21 protein-coding genes are annotated in these 18,386 nt (G+C 60.5%); 9 read left to right on the top strand and 12 right to left on the bottom strand.

Translation table 11 applies throughout. From position 1 onward, the window contains the following. The first annotated feature begins 133 nt into the window (after nt 1-133). A complete protein-coding gene (locus B0E51_RS17515) occupies nt 134-1,177 on the top strand; it encodes an aldo/keto reductase (protein ID WP_217333127.1) in 1,044 nt (347 codons plus the stop codon). Nucleotides 1,178-1,303: 126 nt separating this feature from the next. On the opposite strand, the gene B0E51_RS17510 is transcribed toward B0E51_RS17515, so the two are convergent. Both B0E51_RS17510 and B0E51_RS17505 read right to left on the bottom strand, forming a co-directional pair. After that, the gene (locus tag B0E51_RS17510; RefSeq protein ID WP_143525991.1) at nt 1,304-2,050 is read right to left on the bottom strand and encodes a hypothetical protein; all 747 of its coding nucleotides are present in this window, start codon (nt 2,048-2,050) and stop codon (nt 1,304-1,306) included. Between the two features lie 483 nt (nt 2,051-2,533). Beyond that, nucleotides 2,534-3,118 (bottom strand): PadR family transcriptional regulator, encoded by a 585-nt coding sequence (locus B0E51_RS17505; RefSeq protein WP_077446166.1) that lies wholly within the window; start codon nt 3,116-3,118, stop codon nt 2,534-2,536. A 48-nt stretch (nt 3,119-3,166) separates the two neighbouring features. On the opposite strand from B0E51_RS17505, the gene B0E51_RS17500 reads away from it, so the two are divergent. Continuing rightward, nucleotides 3,167-3,553 (top strand): hypothetical protein, encoded by a 387-nt coding sequence (locus B0E51_RS17500; protein WP_077446165.1) that lies wholly within the window; start codon nt 3,167-3,169, stop codon nt 3,551-3,553. Nucleotides 3,554-3,580: 27 nt separating this feature from the next. Here B0E51_RS17500 and B0E51_RS17495 read toward each other — a convergent pair whose 3' ends face one another. Together B0E51_RS17495 and B0E51_RS17490 are read right to left on the bottom strand one after the other, a co-directional pair. Next, nucleotides 3,581-4,222: a hypothetical protein gene (locus B0E51_RS17495; RefSeq protein ID WP_077446164.1), complete on the bottom strand. Its 642-nt coding sequence runs from the start codon at nt 4,220-4,222 to the stop codon at nt 3,581-3,583. A 223-nt stretch (nt 4,223-4,445) separates the two neighbouring features. Beyond that, entirely contained in the window at nt 4,446-4,910 is a 465-nt protein-coding gene (locus B0E51_RS17490) for a nuclear transport factor 2 family protein (RefSeq protein WP_168172678.1), read from the bottom strand. Nucleotides 4,911-5,264: 354 nt separating this feature from the next. On the opposite strand from B0E51_RS17490, the gene B0E51_RS17485 reads away from it, so the two are divergent. Beyond that, entirely contained in the window at nt 5,265-5,828 is a 564-nt protein-coding gene (locus B0E51_RS17485) for a hypothetical protein (RefSeq protein WP_077446162.1), read from the top strand. A gap of 33 nt (nt 5,829-5,861) precedes the next feature. On the opposite strand, the gene B0E51_RS17480 is transcribed toward B0E51_RS17485, so the two are convergent. From B0E51_RS17480 to B0E51_RS17470, 3 genes are all read right to left on the bottom strand, one after another. After that, nucleotides 5,862-6,509 carry a glutathione S-transferase family protein gene (locus B0E51_RS17480; protein ID WP_077446161.1) on the bottom strand — a complete coding sequence of 216 codons (648 nt, stop codon included), beginning with the start codon at nt 6,507-6,509 and terminating at the stop codon, nt 5,862-5,864. A 236-nt stretch (nt 6,510-6,745) separates the two neighbouring features. Beyond that, nucleotides 6,746-7,225, bottom strand: coding sequence for a VOC family protein (locus B0E51_RS17475; protein ID WP_077446160.1), 480 nt, complete (start codon nt 7,223-7,225; stop codon nt 6,746-6,748). 80 nt (nt 7,226-7,305) lie between these two features. After that, nucleotides 7,306-8,217, bottom strand: coding sequence for a LysR family transcriptional regulator (locus B0E51_RS17470; RefSeq protein ID WP_217333126.1), 912 nt, complete (start codon nt 8,215-8,217; stop codon nt 7,306-7,308). Between the two features lie 129 nt (nt 8,218-8,346). On the opposite strand from B0E51_RS17470, the gene B0E51_RS17465 reads away from it, so the two are divergent. Beyond that, on the top strand, nt 8,347-9,783 hold the full coding sequence (locus B0E51_RS17465; protein ID WP_077446158.1) for an aldehyde dehydrogenase family protein: 1,437 nt from the start codon (nt 8,347-8,349) through the stop codon (nt 9,781-9,783). Between the two features lie 225 nt (nt 9,784-10,008). Here B0E51_RS17465 and B0E51_RS17460 read toward each other — a convergent pair whose 3' ends face one another. Continuing rightward, nucleotides 10,009-10,896 (bottom strand): LysR family transcriptional regulator, encoded by an 888-nt coding sequence (locus B0E51_RS17460; RefSeq protein ID WP_077446157.1) that lies wholly within the window; start codon nt 10,894-10,896, stop codon nt 10,009-10,011. A 94-nt stretch (nt 10,897-10,990) separates the two neighbouring features. Here B0E51_RS17460 and B0E51_RS17455 point away from each other — a divergent pair, with 94 nt between their 5' ends. Continuing rightward, nucleotides 10,991-11,986 carry an SDR family oxidoreductase gene (locus tag B0E51_RS17455; RefSeq protein ID WP_077446156.1) on the top strand — a complete coding sequence of 332 codons (996 nt, stop codon included), beginning with the start codon at nt 10,991-10,993 and terminating at the stop codon, nt 11,984-11,986. 168 nt (nt 11,987-12,154) lie between these two features. Here the strand turns inward: B0E51_RS17455 and B0E51_RS17450 are convergent, their stop codons facing one another. Both B0E51_RS17450 and B0E51_RS17445 read right to left on the bottom strand, forming a co-directional pair. Further along, nucleotides 12,155-12,607 carry a MarR family transcriptional regulator gene (locus B0E51_RS17450; protein WP_217333125.1) on the bottom strand — a complete coding sequence of 151 codons (453 nt, stop codon included), beginning with the start codon at nt 12,605-12,607 and terminating at the stop codon, nt 12,155-12,157. Continuing rightward, a complete protein-coding gene (locus tag B0E51_RS17445; protein WP_077446155.1) occupies nt 12,604-14,028 on the bottom strand; it encodes an MFS transporter in 1,425 nt (474 codons plus the stop codon). Before B0E51_RS17445 ends, B0E51_RS17450 begins: the two co-directional genes overlap by 4 nt. A gap of 265 nt (nt 14,029-14,293) precedes the next feature. Between B0E51_RS17445 and B0E51_RS17440 the strand changes: the two genes are divergently transcribed. From B0E51_RS17440 to B0E51_RS17425, 4 genes are all read left to right on the top strand, one after another. Further along, nucleotides 14,294-15,361, top strand: a complete 1,068-nt coding sequence (locus B0E51_RS17440; protein ID WP_254424566.1) for a TonB family protein — start codon at nt 14,294-14,296, stop codon at nt 15,359-15,361. Nucleotides 15,362-15,681: 320 nt separating this feature from the next. Continuing rightward, nucleotides 15,682-16,113: a hypothetical protein gene (locus B0E51_RS17435; RefSeq protein ID WP_077446153.1), complete on the top strand. Its 432-nt coding sequence runs from the start codon at nt 15,682-15,684 to the stop codon at nt 16,111-16,113. A gap of 9 nt (nt 16,114-16,122) precedes the next feature. Next, nucleotides 16,123-16,581, top strand: coding sequence for a hypothetical protein (locus B0E51_RS17430; protein WP_077446152.1), 459 nt, complete (start codon nt 16,123-16,125; stop codon nt 16,579-16,581). Between the two features lie 22 nt (nt 16,582-16,603). After that, nucleotides 16,604-17,284 (top strand): hypothetical protein, encoded by a 681-nt coding sequence (locus B0E51_RS17425; RefSeq protein ID WP_077446151.1) that lies wholly within the window; start codon nt 16,604-16,606, stop codon nt 17,282-17,284. Between the two features lie 196 nt (nt 17,285-17,480). Here B0E51_RS17425 and B0E51_RS17420 read toward each other — a convergent pair whose 3' ends face one another. Then, nucleotides 17,481-17,927, bottom strand: a complete 447-nt coding sequence (locus tag B0E51_RS17420) for an SRPBCC family protein (protein ID WP_077446150.1) — start codon at nt 17,925-17,927, stop codon at nt 17,481-17,483. Nucleotides 17,928-17,999: 72 nt separating this feature from the next. Next, complete coding sequence (locus B0E51_RS17415; protein WP_077446196.1) at nt 18,000-18,356, bottom strand: DUF1428 domain-containing protein; 357 nt, start codon at nt 18,354-18,356, stop codon at nt 18,000-18,002. Nucleotides 18,357-18,386 lie beyond the last annotated feature (30 nt).

The raw sequence follows: 18,386 nt of genomic DNA, 5'->3' as shown, positions 1-18,386 counted from the left end.
TGCGTTGGGGGCGGGGCGATCAAGTAACGTCTCTCATCAGATACTGATGTTTTACTTTGACGGGCACACTGGCATTGTGGATGCTGGCTTGTGACTGCGTCGACTTCGCGGCGGCAGATCCCTGCAAGGGGGCATGACCATGCACATTTCCGACACCCTTCGTTACACGACGATTCCTCTTGCCGATGGATCGGGTGCGATTCCTGCGGTTGGCTTTGGCACGTTGATTCCCGATCGTGCCGCTGCCAGACAGGCGATAAAAACCGCCTTGGAGGTGGGGTTCCGGCATCTTGACGGTGCGGAGGCCTACCGCAACGAGGATGTGGTCGGTGATGCGATAAAGGAGGCCATCGCGGAGGGCACGGTTCGGCGCGAAGACCTGTTCATCACCACCAAGTTGTGGAACAACAATCACCGCCCGGAGCGTGTCACACCTGCCGTCGAGGCGAGCCTCGGTCGTCTGCAACTCGACTATCTCGATTGCTATCTGATCCATACGCCTTTCGCTTTCGAACCTGGCGATGAGCAGTATCCAAAGGGCGAAGACGGTCGGCCGGCCTATGACACCGGAGTGACCTTGCTGGAGACGTGGCGAGCGATGGAGCGTCTGGTCGAGGAGGGCAAGTGCAGGTCCATCGGCCTGTCGGATATCCGCCTGGACCAGGTGCGGGAGATCGTCGCCAACGCCCGTATCAAGCCGGCGGTCGTGCAGGTCGAATGCCATCCGTATCTCCCCGAGTGGGAGTTGCTCGACTTCTGTTCGAAGCATGGCATCGTGCTGCTCGCCTTCGCGCCGCTGGGGCATGGCATGGAGCCGAGGCTGACAGACGATCCGGTGCTCAAGGCCATCGCGCAGCGCGTGGGCAAGACGCCTGCGCAGGTCGCGCTCGCCTGGGCAGTCCAGCGTGGCACCGCGTTCCTGACTACGTCGACCCATCCGGACCATATCCGGGAATTTCGACATCGCTGCTCTGCCCGCCGAGGCCTTGCAGGAGATCCGGGAAGGTATCGTGACAAGCATCCGTTTGAACGGCGTCGTGGACACCGGCCTGCCGGGGTTCATTCCGCGGGAGAGATGAAAGGGAAGCCGCAGCTCGGGCCGTGTCGAAACGTGGCCAACTTGGTCAGGTTCACCTTCGAAAAGGATGTAAGTGAATCTACCCCTTTTCTTCGCTGACGTTGCGCAGTTTTGACCTTCCGCAAGGTCCGCTATGGGTGGCGGACATTTCCAGTTTTCCGACGGACCGCTCAAGCTGCAAGGCCCGCAAGCCATGATTTCAATCAGAGGAGATCATTGGCCCATCTATTGGGCTGCATTTTCGATTCGCACAAGATCAGTGACTACGCCATTGGGAAACTCTTCCCGCACCATGAAGCGAGGGCTTTCCTTGCTTGCGAAAACCCTGAAATGCTCGACGCCATTTGCTTTGTGAATGCGGTAGTCGATGGCGTAGGACACAAAGTCGCCGGCGGGAACGTGAACATCGGATAGGGCTCCCACGTCAGCCTGGACATGGCTGACGCCACTTTTCGGGTCATAGACGTTGAATTCGAAATGCCGGCCCACTTCGAGGTCGTTGGCGGTCACTGCTGCCCAATCGATGCGCTGATCAACGGTATCCGCTGGGATGGGATCGTTTACGTAGGCCTTCTTCGAGGCTTCGTTCGATGCCCTTGACACTACAAACCCTTTTGCTCTGCCTGCTCGATAAGCAATGTCGAAGACAGGTGCTGCCTCATTTCCGTTGACGAAAGAGAGGGTCGCGGATTTGGGCTGAAATCGCATGGACGCCACGGTAGTCCAACGCTGGCTGTGAAACCCCAGAAAGCCTGATGCGAAAGTGGCGAGGTTCGAAAATTCGTAACCGCTCTCGTTATCCAGTCGCCGTATCAGGATTCGCGAGCTACCGACGACAGAGCCGCCGTCATGGTTTCGATCTTGGTAGGTGAAAAATCCAGTTTCAAGCCGAGTGGCGTTCGAGCCGAAATCCGCGGGCGGGTTCTGGGCGAATGCGACCCAGGGGGCAAATACGCAAAACAACGCAGGCATCAGGGGGCCAGGACCAAATATCCGCATAATCTTTTCTCTTCAATGCCTATGTTTCGTATGGGTGGTTTCAGTCGTTTGGATGCTTGCAGAGCGCAAATCCCGACAAGCACTCTACCTATCTCGTGTCCGCTTCGGGTTCCCAATACAGAGAGGTACATCCGAGGGCTCTTCACGCTTCTTCTAACGTCTGCCATGGGTCCAGGCTGTGTGAAAGCGCAGAGCTGCCCTCAAGCATGTGCCTGCTACGCGAATTCTGGACAAACTACCGAACGTCAGAGCTTCAGAATTGAATCTACGCGCCATGATTTGAGCAATTCTTGATCAACCTCAAACGCACATTTGCGTTTTCACACAGCCTCGGTCGCAAGCGGACGTTGGCTGAGTCAGATCGATCTGGCCACAAGACTAAGTTCCTGCTGCCGCTCGAATGCCGACGGCTCATAGCGTCCAGATGCCGCCGAGGGCCAAGCCCATGCTCCGATCTCAACTCCGGCCCTCCTTGTCAACCGCTAGGCGTTTCGGGTCCGCGACGTCGCGCACGCGACGTGCCTTGACGTCCCTGAGCAGACCTTTCAGCCAGTCGCGGTCGAGGCGTCGCTGCTGGTCGAGATGACGCAGCAGGTGTTCGCCGCCCGTTGAAAGCACGGGACGAAGTTCCTTGCGGATCGGACCGAGCTTGGCGATCTGTTCGTCGAGGCGCGCAATCCGGTCACGGATGAGATCCTGGACGATGGCAAGATCGCTCAGGTGCAGGAACAGGAGCGCGCCATACAACGTCTGGGATACCGGGCCGTCTTCCTCGAATTGCCGATGCAGCAGGTCCACAAACTCGGTCTTTCCCTTCGCGGTGATCTTGTAGACCGTGCGCATGCCTCCGCGAGCCACGCGCTGGTGGGACACGGTCGAAATCAGGCCCTCTTTATCCATCTGGCGGATCGCATAGTAGAGCGTCCCCACCTCAACGTCGGTGTAGCACTCGACCATCGCGTTCTCGAGTCGGCGCTTGATCTCGTAGGGATGGAAGTTCCCGCGATGCAGCACGCCGAGGATGAGAAGTTTTGCCTTCATGGTGAAATCATATTAGTCTAATTAAACTATAGCAACGGGAGAAGGCGCATGTGGCGTGCTATCGCGGGGGTCGTCGCCGGGCTGGTGGCCTGGGTTGTTGTGGTAACGGTCCTGAACTTTGGTTTGCGATGGTGGTTACCGGGCTATGCGCAGGCCGAGCCGACGATGCTGTTCACGCTCGGCATGAAAATCGCGCGTCTTTCGATCGGGGCGCTCTCGTCCATCGCCGCCGGTGCGGTGGTACGTACCATCACGCGATCAAACCTGGCGCCATGGATCGTCGGATTGGTGCTGCTTGCGCTGTTTGTGCCGGACCACATCCACATCTGGAACACATTTCCGGTTTGGTACCACCTGACATTTCTAGTCACGCTTGCGCCGCTGGTGGCGCTGGGCGCGCGGCTGGTACCGGGTGCCAAAGTCAATCCGGGATAGAACGGCGCGATCAATCCGCGGACAGGCTCAACGTTCCGGAATGGTTGCAGTGGCGAATGGCGCGAGTACGGTCCAGCCAAGGCTCGCATAGAGGTTGCGGCCGTCTTCCGTCGCGACCAGGAGCTGCGGACTGGCGAGAGATTTCCTCGCAGTTCCAAGCGCGATCATCACCGCGATGCCCAATCCCTTTCGCCTGTGATCCTGCGCCGTTTCGATTCGATCATAGATGAAGATGTCTGCAGCTTCTGCCGCGCATCCGCTTGCAGCCAGATCGCCGTCCGGCGCGATGACGCGGGCTCGAGTGACAGGCCCGGCCTGATCAAGCTCCATCCTGTATCCATGCGGCAGGGGCCTTGTATTGAGGATGGTCACTGGCGCCATCATGAAATAGTTTTCTGGCTGGACCTCCCAGTGAACGGGTAGTGCACTACGCAGCTCTTCGTTGGAGCCGCACAGCTTCAGGTAATGTCGTGGAGCCGCAATGTCCTGGGCGACTGCGCGCAGCCCATCACATGGCTGCGGAAATACCCAGCGTTTCAGTTCCTTTTCCGAGTGGGTATCTACCCGGAAGCCCCCGCGATCGTGAACAGGGAGCGGGGATCCCCGCGCGATGGAATGCGCTGTTTGCCAGGCGAAAACGAGCGTTGGATCTATGCGGGAGGTGGTCATGGCTGATCGTATGTGGTGCTCGGATGGGAGGTATGCTCCGGCGACTGCACGCGCTGTGCCCTTGTCGACTCTCAGTCGCAGCGTCCCCGTGACTTTTGACTAGAGCATGGCCCTGTCTCAGTGGCTAAGACGACAACGATGGGGTAGGACGAAAAGAAGGGCCAAGCCAAAAACGGAGGAAGGTCGAGATGGCCGCTTTTGTTTGTTTCGCATGGTGAGGTTTTCAGTGCGCCCAGGATTCGTGCCCGTACACGATTGCCCAACCCTGCGGCCATTTTTTCCAGATCGAGGTCACGACAAGGGTTCCGGTGAGGACCTTGCCATCCGGTGACGTGCGCCGTGATGACAATGCTTGTGTGGTCGCCACGAGGTTCTCATCCAGCGTCAGAAACTCAGCGCTTCCGATGGGTGTGTACACGACATCGGTGTTGCCGTTGCGCCACCATTTCATTTGCTGCGCATGCAAGGCGTCCCAGCCGTGAATGATCCTTCCGTCGATCGCAAACACAAGGGTCGGCTGATGTGCGAAACGTGCCATGTAGCGATCGGTGTCGTGTGCATTCGCGCTCGCCACCATGTCATCGAGCACGCGTTGTATCTGCTGCTGCGCCGATGGCGCATCCGGTTTGACCTGGGCGCATCCGCCAACCAGGATGCAGAAACCAAGCATGGAAAGTAACCGTTTCATCATCTCCCCTCCGCAAAGATCGGTCGCGGCAATCGCAAATAACCGCGTCGGAGTCCGCCACTCTACGCTCACTACCGTCACGCGCACCCGCCCGTGAGATGCACTACGCGGAACCCGTGTTTCACGACCTGGAGCGGACCTTTATCGGCGGGTCGGAGGTTGGTCCGTGAACACTGCCGAGGCGACCCGGCAAACAAAGGGGCAGCGATATTTATTGGAACGAACAATGTCTGCCCACTTATGCTTGCCGGCGTTGGAGGAACTGCCTCTATCCTGACTATCGTCAGCTCGACTGCGCCACCTGCTTTGCCGTGCTGTTCCCGTCTCCCGGCCATGCCAAAACGAGATTTAACCATGGAAGCTTTCACCTATCTCTCCGTATTACTGTCGATCATTCTTGGCCTGGCGATCACCCAGGTATTGCAGGGCTTTCGCGGCTTGATGCTGGCCCGCACCCGCTTGCATACCTACTGGCCGTGCCTGTCGTGGGCAGTTCTGTTGTTGCTGCTCGACGTGCAGGCGTGGTGGGCGATGTACGATTTGCGCTTCCATCATGACTGGAGCTTCGTCGGCTTCGTCGCGGTGCTGGCGCAAACGGTTCCGTTGTACCTGATGGCTGGTTTGGTGTTGCCGGATATCGGTATCGAGGGACAAGTCGACCTGCGCACCCACTACTACGCAAATCATCGCTGGTTCTTCGCCATCCTCGGCCTGATGCTGGTCACGAGCATCGCCAAGCAGGTGGTGCTTTTTGGCAACCTGCCTGCTCCGTTGGATCTCGGCGTCCAGATGATCTTTTTGGTTGTTGCTGTCATCGCCGCCTGGACCCCGCGCGAGTGGTATCACAAGGCACTCATTCCATTCAGCGCGGTCACGATTGCAGCCTATATCACCGTACTGTTTCCCTATCTGCATTGACGACGCATCATCGTCGGAAACCGGGAGCCGGTGTCAGAATGCGCTTTCCTCGAAGGCTAGCAATTGAGCGGCGAAAGCACGTTTGAAGGCGGCTCGCGCTTCGCCACGGGCGACGTAGGCGGCGAGGTTCGGATATTCGTCCAGCAGGCCCGATGCTTTCAACCGGAGCAGCACTCCCACCATCATCAGGTCGCCCGCGCTGAATGCACCGTCGAGCCAGTCGGCATCGCCAAGGCGATCGGAAAGTTCGCCCAGCCGGGTACGGATGCGATCCTTGACGAGAGGCACGCGCTGCTCGGACCAGGGCTTGTCGCCTTCCAGAAACTTGGCGGTTACGAGTTCCAGGATCGGCGGCTCCACCGTGTTGATCGCGGCAAACATCCATGTGATCGCGCGTGCCCGGGCATGGGCATCTTCCGGCAGCAGGCCCGCATGACGCTCCGCGATATGCAACACGATCGCCCCCGACTCGAACAGGGCGAGATCGCCTTCTTCATAGGTGGGAATCTGCCCGAAAGGATGCAGCGCTCGATGCGCGGGTTCCTTCACCGCACCGAACGAAACAAGACGGACCTCGTAAGCTTGGCCCGCTTCTTCAAGCGCCCAGCGGACGCGCATGTCGCGCGCGAGTCCTTTGCCGCGATCGGGCGAATTTTCAAAGGCGGTAATGGTGGGGATCATGGGAAGGCTCCACGTGATGGCATGACGCGATGGAAAACGGAACAGAGTGGAATGGCACTTACTTAAGGCTGATCTTCTGCAGTTCGTCATTCCCGCTTGACCAGCTTCGCGCTGTTGAGAAGCTCCTCGCGGGGATGACGGCGCTCAAGTAAGTGCCATACGGGCCAGTGTGCACTTTCGAACAGACGACTCTGATCCTTGCTTGGCTGCGGTGCGGTGGATGACCGTTGCCATCGTCAACCGCGCCGCGCAGCCTCGATCGCGGCGATGTCGATCTTCGTCATCCCCATCATGGCGTCGAACGCGCGCTTGGCAGCTGCGAGATCAGAGTCGGTGATTGCCGCCATCAGGACGCGCGGGGTGATCTGCCAGGACAGGCCCCACCGATCCTTGCACCAGCCGCAGGCGCTGGCCTGGCCGCCGTTGCCGATGATCGCGTCCCACAGGCGGTCGGTTTCGGCCTGATCGTCGGTGGACACCTGGAACGAGAACGCATCGGTGTGCGGAACCCCGGGACCACCGTTCAAACCCAGGCACGGGATGCCCATCACGGTGAATTCGACCGTCAGTACATCAGCCTGCTTGCCGGCGGGATAGTCACCCGGCGCACGATGGACGGCGCCCACGGCGCTATCCGGGAACGTCTTGGCGTAGAACGTCGCGGCATCCAGCGCGGTGCCGTCATACCAAAGGCAAATCGTGTTCTTGCTGACCATGCGGGTTCTCCTGGTTCGGGGCGGGGAGGGTGCTCTTCATATTCTTCGACGAACGACGGGCGCGCAGATCGACATGCAACTCAGCCCGCTTGTATCACCGGCGATCGACCCGTAGCCGGACGCAGCTCATGAATCAGCTCGATCAGCGCGCGCAATCGCGCGGGCACGAATCGGCGGCCCGGGTAGTAAAGCCTGAGGCCGCCGAACGGCTGACACCAGGGAACGAGCACAGGCACCAGTGCGCCGGATGACAGTTCCTGTTCGATGAACCATTCCGAGATGAAGCCGATGCCGAGCCCCTGCAACACCGCTTGCTTGATGGCCGGCGTCTCGTTGAGAGCCATGCGCACAGGCAGATCCATCTGCAGCTTCTGGCCCTTGCGTTCCAGTTCCCAGTGATAGAGACCGCCGTGCGACATGCGCATGCCGATGCTCTGGTGCTTGAGCAGATCACGCGGATGCCTGGGCGTGCCGTTGCGCTCCAGGTAGTCGGGCGTTGCCACGACGAGCATGCGGGTGTCGCGGGAGAGCGGCACGGCAATCATGTCCTGCGGCACGAATTCGGCCAGACGGATGCCTGCATCGAAGCCCTCGGCAACGATGTCGATCGAGCGTGATTCGCTCACGATGTCGATGCGCATCCGGGGGTAGCGCTGTGCGTACTGGCTGAACAGCGGCTCCAGCAGCAAGGTGGCCACTCCCTGCGGTGCATTGATGCGCAAGGTGCCGCTGGGAGCGTCGGGCTCGCTGGCAGCTTCTTCGTTGGCGCGCTGGATCTCGGCAAGCGCCGGCGTGATGCGCTCCACGTACCGCCGGCCCGCGTCGGTCAGGGCCACGCTGCGCGTCGAACGGTTGAACAGGCGGACCTGCAATCGCGCCTCCAGCCCGGCCACCGCGCTGCTCACGGCGGTGGTGGACATGTTCAGCTCCCGCGCCGCGCCGCGAAAACTGCTGCTGCGTGTAACGGCAAGCACCACTTCGAGTTCGGTCATGCCTGTGCGATGCATAACTATCCTGATTTTCGGGATTACTTATCCGCAATAAGACGGCTTATAAGCACAGTAATGTACTCCTAGACTGCGTCGCACAGCTGCCACAACCGGCGCAAAGAGGAAATCGACATGCAACGCATCGAACACATCTACATCGACGGCGAGTTCGTCATCCCGCACAGCCAGGAATGGTTTGACCTGCATAATCCGAGCACCGAAGAAGTCATCGGCCAGGTACGCCTGGGCGACGAGCACGATGCGCGCCGCGCGATTGCCGCGGCCAAGGCGGCGTTGCCCGGGTGGTCGCGGACCACGCGCGAAGAACGCCTCGCCGCGCTCGGGCGCATGCACAAGGCCATCGCCGCGCGGGAAGACGATCTGATGCAGGCCATCGTGCTCGAATACGGCGCGCCGTCCCAGCGCTCGCGCTGGATGGCCACCTATCCCGCGGATGTCATCGCCCAGGCCATGGCAGCGCTCGAATCCTTCGCGTTCGAAGAGCAGGCCGGCACGGCGCGCGTGATCTTGACGCCGGTTGGTGTCGCGGGCCTGATCACGCCATGGAACAGCAATGCCGGCTTCATCTACAACAAGCTCGCCACGGCGTTGGCTGCGGGCTGCACGGTCGTAGTCAAGCCCAGTGAAATGAGCGCGATGCAGACCCGGGTCGTGGCCGAAGCCTTGCACGCAGCGGGCCTGCCCAAGGGAGTATTCAATATCGTCAACGGGCGCGGCGACGTGGTCGGCGAGGAGATCTCGCGCAACCCGGATATCGCCAAGATTTCATTCACCGGCTCATCCGCGGTGGGGCAGCATCTGGTGAGTGCCGGCGCGGCCACGATGAAGCGCGTGACGCTGGAGCTTGGCGGCAAGTCGCCCACCGTGGTGCTCGACGATGCGGACTTCGCCGGCATCATGCCGCTGGTGCTTATGGCGGGCTTCCTCAACAGCGGGCAAGCCTGCATCGCGGGGACGCGCATCCTGGTGCCGCGCCAACGGCTCGCAGAGTTCGAACAAGTTGCGAAAGACGCTGTCTCGCACATCAAGGCGGGTGATCCGCGTGAAGCCGATACCGACATCGGTCCGATGGTGAGCGCCAGGCAGTGGGAGCGCGTGCAGAACTACATACGCATCGGCCTGGAGGAAGGCGCAACGCTGCTCGCCGGCGGTGAAGGTCGCCCCGAGGGCTTGCATGCGGGCTGGTTCGTCAAGCCCACCATCTTCACCAGGGCCAGCAACCAGATGCGCATTGCGCGCGAGGAAATCTTCGGACCTGTGCTCACCATCATTCCCTACGAGGACGAAGCCGATGCCGTGGCGATCGCCAACGACACGCTGTATGGCTTGAGCGCCGTCGTGTTCGGCAAGGACCTGCAGCGCTGCGAGCGCGTGGCACGCCAGATCGATGCAGGACGGGTGCTGATCAACACGCTCGCCCATGAGCCGCGCGCACCCTTCGGTGGGTTCAAGCATTCAGGGTTGGGACGCGAAATGGGGAAATGGGGCATCGGTGCCTACCTGGAACCCAAGACGCTGCTGATGGAGTCGGGGCAGTCACGCCACTGACGGCGCAGGTCCGCCTCGAAAAGCGGGGCCAGGTTCACTTGCATCCTGCCTGAAGTGAACCTGACCCTGGTTATGCGTCGTTTTTGCTCGTCATCCCGGTGACAGCCGGGATCCAGTGCCTTTGCCTGCAACTACTTGAAGTCACTGGATGACCAGACGTCCGTCTGTTGAAAACCCTGCCTTCGCAGGAATGACGGCGTTTTCCGAGGATCCAGTACGCAACCCCTAAGCAACATATTGCTGCAGCCCCTCGACCAAGGCGTCAAAGGTGGCGCGACAGCGTGGACTGTTGCGCAGGTCTTCATGCATGGTGACCCAGGTCTCGAGTTGCAGCGAAAACTTCTTGGCCAGCACGCGCGTCAGGGCGTCATCCCGCCTGGCGATCGGGACCTGGCAGAAGCCGATGCCGGCACCGCCGCGGATCAAGGCCAGCTGCGCGAGATTGTTGTCAGTGCGCAAAGAGAACATGTCGCGGCTGAAGCCATGCACCGACTTTTCGGTTTTGCGGACGAAGGCCGATCGCTGGTCATAGCCGATCACCGAATGGCTCGTCAGTTCATTGACAGTGCGCGGCTCGCCATGGCGACTCAGATAGTCCTTGCGTGCATACAAGCCGAGTTCAATCCGTCCGATACGCCGCGCGACCAGCTGCCCCTGTTCCGGGCGCATCATGCGCACCGCAATGTCAGCTTCGCGTCGCAACAGGTCATGTATCCGATCGGTCAAGACGAGCTCGACCTTCAGATCGGGATGCTGCTCACGCAGTTGCGCAACGATAGGCGGCAATACCTCCACGCCGATCACGTCACTGGCTGACACGCGGACCACACCCCGCACGCCTTCGCCCTGACTGGTGGCGGTGCGTTCCAGCGATGCGGCGGTGCTTTCCATCGCCTCTGCATATGGGCGCAGTGCCAACGCGATCTCGGTGGGCATCAGGCCCACTTGCGAGCGCGTGAACAACACCACGCCCAGGGCTTCTTCCAGTGCGGCAATGTGCCGTCCTGCCGTGGGCTGTGTGATGCCCAGTGCGCGTGCAGCGCCGGACAGCGAGCCCTCCTTGAGCACGCCAAGGAAGGAACGATAGAACTCCCAGCCGATTGTCGTGTTCATACATAAATGTATAGCAGATAGCTCATGTTAGGCAATTCCATATGAGTGGCCCACGACCCAGAATTTCCCCACCAACAACGGTGAGGACAAGGTCATGGCAACCAACAACAACGCTCTGGTTCTGGGTGCCACCGGTGGCATCGGTGGAGAAGTCGCGCGGCAGCTGCGCGATGCGGGCTGGCAGGTACGCGCACTGAAGCGCGGCGCGGCAAAGTCGGGCGAACGCAAGGACGGCATCACCTGGCTGTCCGGCGACGCGCTGAACCGACAGGACGTGCTGGAGGCAGCGAAGGGCTGCTCGGTCATCGTTCATGCGGTCAATCCACCCGGTTATCGCCAATGGTCGGAACTCGTGCTGCCGATGCTGGACAACACCATCGCCGCCGCCATCGCCCAGGGCGCGACGATCGTGTTGCCCGGCACGGTCTACAACTACGGTCCGGATGCGTTGCCGGTATTGACCGAAAATTCGTTGCAGCATCCGATAACCCGCAAGGGCGCCATTCGGGTGGAGATGGAACAGCATTTGCTCGACGCGAGTCGCCGCGGTGCACGTGTGCTGATCGTCCGGGCCGGTGACTTCTTTGGCCCCAAAACCGGCAGCAGCTGGTTCTCGCAAGGGCTGGTGAAGCCTGCGAAACCGGTCAAGACGGTGAGCTACCCAGGCGCGCGCGGCATCGGCCACCAATGGTCGTATTTGCCGGACGTCGCACGCACCATGGTCGAGCTGCTGGCACGCCGCGAGAAGCTGGACGCTTTCGCCAGTTTCCACATGGCCGGTCACTGGGATGCCGACGGAACACAGATGAGCGCAGCGATCCGTCGCGTGGTGGCCCGTCACACAGGCAGCGAGCCGCGCGTCGTCGCCTTTCCCTGGTGGCTGCTGACGCTGGCGTCGCCCTTTGTCGTGACCTTCCGGGAGATGCGCGAGATGCGCTACCTGTGGCGCACGCCTGTGCAAATGGACAACGCGAAGTTGATCGCCGTGTTGGGACACGAGCCGCATACGCCGCTGGATGAGGCGGTCGAAGCCGCCCTGATCGGCATGGGCAGTCTCCCGCAGGCCAAGTCTCTGCCCGTGGCCGCCTAGCGGCGGTTCTTCGCCAGAACTCCAACGAGGAGATTCAGCATGTCTTTCGTGGACAACGCGGAGGCACGATTTCTGTCAACCAGGCATGCATGTGACGGAGCCACAGGTGGCGCTTCCCGACCATGGGGGAAACCGCCATGCGCCATTGTCCCTGACACGATTCTTCGGTCAGTCTTCGGCTTGTGATTCCTGATGCGCCGCGATCTTGTCCAGAATGCGTTGCATGGTCTTGATGTCGGTGGCCGACAAACTCTGCAGGGCAGGGGGCGTTGTTTCGACAACCCGACGTGTAGCGGCAATGACGCCACGGCCCGCGGCTGTGATCGACACCAGCTTCGCACGCCGGTTTTCAGGATGAGGGTAGCGTTCGACGAGGCCGCGGCTTTCCAGGTCGTTGATGGCGACAGTCGCAGCCGGTGCATCGGTGGACATGGCGTCCGCGAGATCCTTGAGCGTCATCGGGCCAGCGACGAGGCGCTTGAGTGCACGTATCCGGCTGAAGGGCAATCCGGTGGCGTCGGTGACCTTGCGGCGCCAGTCACCGCGGCTGTCCATCACCCATGCGACCAGGGTTTGCCAGATGACGTCGGTGTCACTCGGTTTCGGTACTGCCTTGTTCACACCGTTGCTCCGGAGGACGCCTCTTCCAGCAAGTGTGCCGCGTGGCGCCGGGTGCCGTGGGCCCAGGATGTGCTGGAAAGCCAACCCAGGAATACGACGACCGCTCCGCCCCCGACGACCAGCCACCAGAACGGATGCGTTGCCTGAGGGAAGTTGCGCAGCACGCCCATTGCTCCGGCCATGGTACCGGCAATCGCGACGCCAAGGGATGCACCGACTTGTCGGCTGGTGGAAGCCACCGCAGCGGCCAGTCCGGCTTGCGCCTTCGGCATGCCCGAAACGGCGGTGTTGGTGATGGGGGCGTTCACCATGCCGAAGCCGATGCCGAAGATCACATAGCTCACCAGCAGCAGACCCAGCGGCGTGGTCGCGGTCAGCTGTGTGAGCATCACGGCGCTGATGGCGGTCGCCATGCCGGAGATCAACAGCGACGGCCGCGTACCGTGTGTACCGAGCAGCCTTCCGGACAGAGGTGAGCAAAGGATGGTGGCAAGGGCCATCGGCAGCGTGCACAGCCCGGTTTGAAATGCAGAGTAGCCACGAACTTCCTGCAGGTAGATGGTATTGAGGAACAGAAAGCCGGAGAAGGCGGAGAAGCTGCAGATGGCGATCACGGTGGCGCTGCTGAAGGGGGCGCTGCGGAAGAAGCGCAAGTCGATCAACGGTTCTTTCCGTCGCGGCTCGTAGACCAGCAAAGACACGATGGCAAGCACGACCAAAGTGAACGCGCCTGCGATGACCGGCGTGTTCCAGCCGATATGCGGCCCTTCAATGACGGCATAAGTCAGCATGGCGAGTGCAATAAAGACCAGCGTCTGTCCGACCGGGTCCACCCGTCGCGGCTGCGCCGCTTTCGACTCGGGTATGTAGAGCGTCGCCAGCATCATTGCCGCCGCGCCGATCGGCAGATTGACCCAGAAGATCGAACGCCAGCCGATGCTTTGCGTGAGGACACCGCCGATCAGCGGCCCCAAGGCCATCGAGACACCGGCCACGGCACCCCATATGCCGATCGCGCGGGCGCGTGCCTTTGGCTCGTGAAAGGTATTGACGATGATGGACATCGCCACCGGGTTCAGCATGGTGGCCCCCAGCGCCTGCAATACACGGAAGGCGATCAGGGCGTGGATGTTTGGAGCCAGGCTGCACAGCAGCGAACCGAGCATGAAGATGGCCATGCCCGTCTGGAAGACGCGTCGGCGTCCGAAGCGGTCTGCCATGGAGCCAGCCATCATCAACAAGCTGGCCACTACCATCGTGTAGGCATCGATCACCCACTGCAGTCCGGAGATCGACGCTCGCAGGTCGTGGTGAATCGAGGGAAGCGCGACGTTGACGATCGTGACATCCATCGCAACCATCAGCAGGCTGAGGCAGCAAATGGCAAGGATCAGGCCTGGGCGTGGCTTGATCTGTCGCATGGGCGTATGGGTTGTTTTCATACAATTATTGTATTAGAACAATCATTGTATGTAAACAACTGTAGCTATCGAGACATCTGCGCCCTTTGGGCGCGCCAACCGCAGCCTCTATTCATGCCGCTGGGGTCTTCCGATGTCATCGCTGAAGCGATGGCATCTCATCCGATATCATGCGGATGACTTTTCGGCTGAGCGATCTTCGCGAAGCCATACGCCAGTCGCCAGGGGTAACGACATGAAAGCAAGGGGCCCGATCCTCGGTTGCATGCTGCTGTCGACCGTCGGAAGCGCGAGTGCTGCTGATCTGCAGAGGGGGATCGAGGCATTCCAGCAGCACGACTATGCAGCTGCGCTCGCCGAATTCAGGCCGCTCGCGACGGAGGGAATCACTCTGGCGCAAGACAGACTTTGTCTCATGTATGCCCACGGATGGGGTGTGAAGCAGGACGGGGACCAAGCTCGCACGTGGTGTCTAAAAGCGGTCGCGCAGGGGTTTGTTCCGGCAGAGGCACATCTGGGGCGCCTGTATCTGGATGGCACCGGTGTGGGTCGGGACTACACCAAGGCTTTCGAGTGGCTGGGCAAGGCGGCAGCTGCGGGAGATCCTGCCGCACAGGGCAATCTCGGGTTCCTCTATCTGAATGGCCAGGGCACGCCACAGGATTTTGCCAAGGCCGCCAGCTGGTTCGGTGAAGCTGCCAGTCGTGGCAATGCCTATGCGCAATCCAATCTGGGGTTGATGTATGCCTCCGGTCGCGGCCTGTCCAAGGATTTCGTCGCAGGTTATGCACTGCTTGTCCTCTCGTCGGGCACGCTCGACGCGAATACCGACGTCGCCGGCAAATCGGTCCGAAACCGCAAGATGGTTGCGGATCAAATGACGCCGGTACAGCTCGAGGAAAGCCAGGCGCTGGCCGCTCAGCTGCAGCGTGAAGGCTTGCTGGTGGCGTTCAAGCAGCATGGAATCCCCTTGCCTGAAGCCATGTTGGATCCCGGGTTTACTCCACCGCCGGCGCCCGCACCACCCCCGGGATATTTCCCGGCGGGGCTGGACCTGACCTATCAGCAGGCGCACCCGGCACAATTCCCCAGAGAAGCCATCGCTGCAGGTCATCAGGGCCTTGTCGTCGTGATGGCCCGGGTGCAGGCCAACGGACAGGTTGAGGATGTACAGGTATCCGGGAGCAGTGGATACCCGGAGCTCGACGCCAGCGCCGTCGCTGCGGTCAGCAGCTGGAAGTACACGCCTTGCCACATCAACAAGCAACCGGTCGCCTGTTACGTGCGCACACCGGTGAATTTCGCGCTGAGTGCCAAGCCGGATGCGCATTAGCGTTCCCGGCATGATTCCCGCGGTCATGACAGATCGCTGATCCCCCTTTATCGCGCCCCTTCCATTTTTTCTGTACCTGCCGGAGTGATTTCAGGTGCTCAGATGCATTTTCATGTCGTTGTCGAGTGCTCTTTTTCTTGCCGCATGCTCAACCGCGCCGGCATGGAAACTGACCTGACCATCAGCTTGCGCCGAATCAATGTTATGGCATGATTTGCCCTGAATAGGGGTAGCAAGGAAATCGATTGCAGCGTGGCTCGCTGAAGGGCAAGCCGCGCTGAGTTGATGTGTAAACTCATGCGGAAACCGGGAGAATATCCGTGAAAATAGTTGCGCCGCTTGTTGTCGCCGCATTGCTGCTTTGTGGGTGTTCGGCTGAAACGAAATTCATACCGCGCGGGCAGGACCTGTCACAGGCGGCACACTTCATCGGCGATTCGGACGATGTACACGCCGGTCGTAGCAGTGATGCGCAATACATCTTTTTCATCGACGCCGATGGCAAGCAACTTCACGGCTATTGGGATGTAAGGAAATGGTCGAATGAGCTGTATCTGCTTCCGGGCCATCACACTTTCACGGTGAGGTTTGCACATGCCAGCGTGCATGCGGATGGACGGTTCTCCGTCGATGCAAAAGCAGGTGCGACTTATTACATTCACCACGCGATTGGGGCATACAGCGTCAGGTTATGGGTGACTGAAGGTGCGAATGGGACAAAGCAGGCTGCCACGCCGATTCCGATGACTTGAAGCATTTTCATGAAGTGGCTTCGCATCAATAATAATTTTTCCGGTATCCATAAAATGAAATCAGTCAAACCGTGGGCAGTCATCGCTCTTGCCCTGCTGCTTCCGGCGTGTGCCATGACCAAGGTCGCTTATGTCGCTCCGGGTGCTGTGCGTGGCCAACAGGCACAAATTCTCGCTGAGCCCATCTGTCAGCCCGATTCGTTCGGTTCAGGCCCTGTTGAAATCGTGGCTATCGATGGCTTGAGAACGGCTCAAATGCTCTCCATGCCCAACCCGGTGTCTTATGTGCCGCCGGGTGAACACAAATTCACTATTTTCCATGCAGTGGGCACGGTATCGTTCACCGGTCATTTGAAATTGAACGCGCGACCGAATGTCGGCTATGTACTTCATTGTGCCGGGGGCGGCAGTCGTTTCTGGTTCACAGAGGGCGAAAATGGCCCGGTCGTAGGCGGTATCGATTTCTAGGGACAAGGGAGTCACGGGACCGATGAAACACGCGCGCACCCCATGGCTAGGTAGCCTGGCCCTGGCGAGTCTGGTTGCCTCGGCGCAAACCAATCTGCCTGCGGTCAAGGTCGCTGCGCCAGCGTACTCATCGCAACACGGCGGCTATCTGATCTCCGGCGACTTCAGGGTCGATCCGCGCATGCCTTCGGTGGTGTTCCCGGCGCAGGCGCTGGTGAAGGACGATATCCTCAGCATCGAGCCGATCCATCTGCAGGACAATGAGTACCTCGTGCTGCAGGAATGCGCATCAGCCGACTGCCACAAGGCTTCGCTGGTCCGCTTGTGGAAGTCGGACGATATCGGCGGCGACGATACCCGACGCAATCGGGTCTGGATCACCCACGAGAACAAGTATTTCATCTGGCTCAAGCGCCTGCCGGAAGTATCCGGCGCGAGCTGCGGCCAGGGCTGGCTCAAGTTCGAGTCCAACACAACCAAGTGCGGTGGCCACTTCACCAGCTTCCAGCAGATCAGCCCGCCCCTGATGCTGATTCCGGCAGGCGATCTGGCGGCGTTTCACCAGGACGATCTGCAGAAAGCCATCCAGGCCGACCCCGTGCACGTGGCGCAACAGGCGCATGAAGGCTCCACCTACGTGGTGACCTATGAGGGTGGCAGCACAGTGCGCATCCGCCGCATGCACGCGGCACACGACAACTAGGGATACCTCCAGGAACAAGGGAGAGCAGGTTCATTTACCGCGAATGGATAAATGAACCTGCCCTTGTCAGCTGGGTGACTGGCAGGCTGGTCTGCGCCGACTCCCGTTATTGATACGGCTGTCTCCAGCCGGTAACGGTATCGACAAGGCATGTGAGCATCGACGGTCAGCATGCCGCGGTTCTCCGTAGCGCTGGTCAGTCCGGGATTTCCGGCTCCACCAGCTTGCCGAGCAGTACCAGCGATTCCTGCCAGCCCATGTAGCACAGCTCGACCGGGATCATCTCGGGCAGGCCTTCCTGCACCACGTGCAAGTCGGTGCCGCAGGACACGGCACGCAGAGTGATGGTGGTGGTCATCTCGCCGGGCAGGTTGGGGTCCTCGAAACGATCGTTGTACTGGATGCGCTCGCCCGGCACGAGCTCACGGTAGGTGCCCCCGAAGCTGTGGCCGTTGCCGGTGGAGAAGTTGGTGAACGACATCCGGTAGCTTCCGCCGATGCGTGCGTCGAGCTGATGCACCTTGCAGGTAAAGCCGTTCGGTGGAAGCCACTTGGCGATCGCATCGGCGTCGAGGAAGGCGCGGTAGACGCGTTCGGGCGGAGCGCGCAGCACGCGATGGAGACGGATGGTGTCGGTAGCCATGATGGTTTCCGTTGCAGAGGATCAGCCCTCAGTCTTGCAGGGCGAATGGGTGGATGGAGCGACCTTGCCTAGCTACGCGGGCAGGCTTACCACCGGCACGAAACCGCCGAAGATCATGCGCTTGCCGTCGAAGGGGCAGTCGCTCGCGGCCGCCATGCGCGGATCCTTCATGAATTTCTCCATGCCGGCATCGCGGGTGGCCTTGTCGGGCCATTCCACCCACGAGAACACCACGGATTCGTCTTGCTCTGCCTGCACGGCGCGCCGGAAATCGGTGAGTTTGCCTTCGGGCACGTTGTCGCCCCAGCACTCCACCACGCGTGTGGCGCCGAACTCCATGAAAATGGCGTCAAAGGTGCTGGCGTGCGCAATGAACTGCTCGCGGTTGGCGTTGGGTACGGCGATCACGAAACCATCGATGTAGGACATGGCTGTTTCCTCGGCAGTGGCCGGTATGGC

The sequence above is a fragment of the Rhodanobacter sp. C05 genome, from assembly GCF_002001165.1.
Lineage (GTDB): Bacteria > Pseudomonadota > Gammaproteobacteria > Xanthomonadales > Rhodanobacteraceae > Rhodanobacter.
This window is presented reverse-complemented; position numbering and strand designations above follow the sequence as displayed.

Coding starts and splice junctions, on each gene's coding strand:
- B0E51_RS17465 (WP_077446158.1), top strand. CDS start 8,347: ATGCAACGCATCGAACACATCTACATCGACGGCGAGTTCGTCATCCCG.
- B0E51_RS17490 (WP_168172678.1), bottom strand. CDS start 4,910: ATGAAACGGTTACTTTCCATGCTTGGTTTCTGCATCCTGGTTGGCGGA.
- B0E51_RS17485 (WP_077446162.1), top strand. CDS start 5,265: ATGGAAGCTTTCACCTATCTCTCCGTATTACTGTCGATCATTCTTGGC.
- B0E51_RS17460 (WP_077446157.1), bottom strand. CDS start 10,896: ATGAACACGACAATCGGCTGGGAGTTCTATCGTTCCTTCCTTGGCGTG.
- B0E51_RS17480 (WP_077446161.1), bottom strand. CDS start 6,509: ATGATCCCCACCATTACCGCCTTTGAAAATTCGCCCGATCGCGGCAAA.
- B0E51_RS17415 (WP_077446196.1), bottom strand. CDS start 18,356: ATGTCCTACATCGATGGTTTCGTGATCGCCGTACCCAACGCCAACCGC.
- B0E51_RS17455 (WP_077446156.1), top strand. CDS start 10,991: ATGGCAACCAACAACAACGCTCTGGTTCTGGGTGCCACCGGTGGCATC.
- B0E51_RS17510 (WP_143525991.1), bottom strand. CDS start 2,050: ATGCCTGCGTTGTTTTGCGTATTTGCCCCCTGGGTCGCATTCGCCCAG.
- B0E51_RS17445 (WP_077446155.1), bottom strand. CDS start 14,028: ATGCGACAGATCAAGCCACGCCCAGGCCTGATCCTTGCCATTTGCTGC.
- B0E51_RS17440 (WP_254424566.1), top strand. CDS start 14,294: ATGCTGCTGTCGACCGTCGGAAGCGCGAGTGCTGCTGATCTGCAGAGG.
- B0E51_RS17470 (WP_217333126.1), bottom strand. CDS start 8,217: ATGACCGAACTCGAAGTGGTGCTTGCCGTTACACGCAGCAGCAGTTTT.
- B0E51_RS17515 (WP_217333127.1), top strand. CDS start 134: ATGACCATGCACATTTCCGACACCCTTCGTTACACGACGATTCCTCTT.
- B0E51_RS17495 (WP_077446164.1), bottom strand. CDS start 4,222: ATGACCACCTCCCGCATAGATCCAACGCTCGTTTTCGCCTGGCAAACA.
- B0E51_RS17500 (WP_077446165.1), top strand. CDS start 3,167: ATGTGGCGTGCTATCGCGGGGGTCGTCGCCGGGCTGGTGGCCTGGGTT.
- B0E51_RS17430 (WP_077446152.1), top strand. CDS start 16,123: ATGAAGTGGCTTCGCATCAATAATAATTTTTCCGGTATCCATAAAATG.
- B0E51_RS17420 (WP_077446150.1), bottom strand. CDS start 17,927: ATGGCTACCGACACCATCCGTCTCCATCGCGTGCTGCGCGCTCCGCCC.
- B0E51_RS17505 (WP_077446166.1), bottom strand. CDS start 3,118: ATGAAGGCAAAACTTCTCATCCTCGGCGTGCTGCATCGCGGGAACTTC.
- B0E51_RS17475 (WP_077446160.1), bottom strand. CDS start 7,225: ATGGTCAGCAAGAACACGATTTGCCTTTGGTATGACGGCACCGCGCTG.
- B0E51_RS17425 (WP_077446151.1), top strand. CDS start 16,604: ATGAAACACGCGCGCACCCCATGGCTAGGTAGCCTGGCCCTGGCGAGT.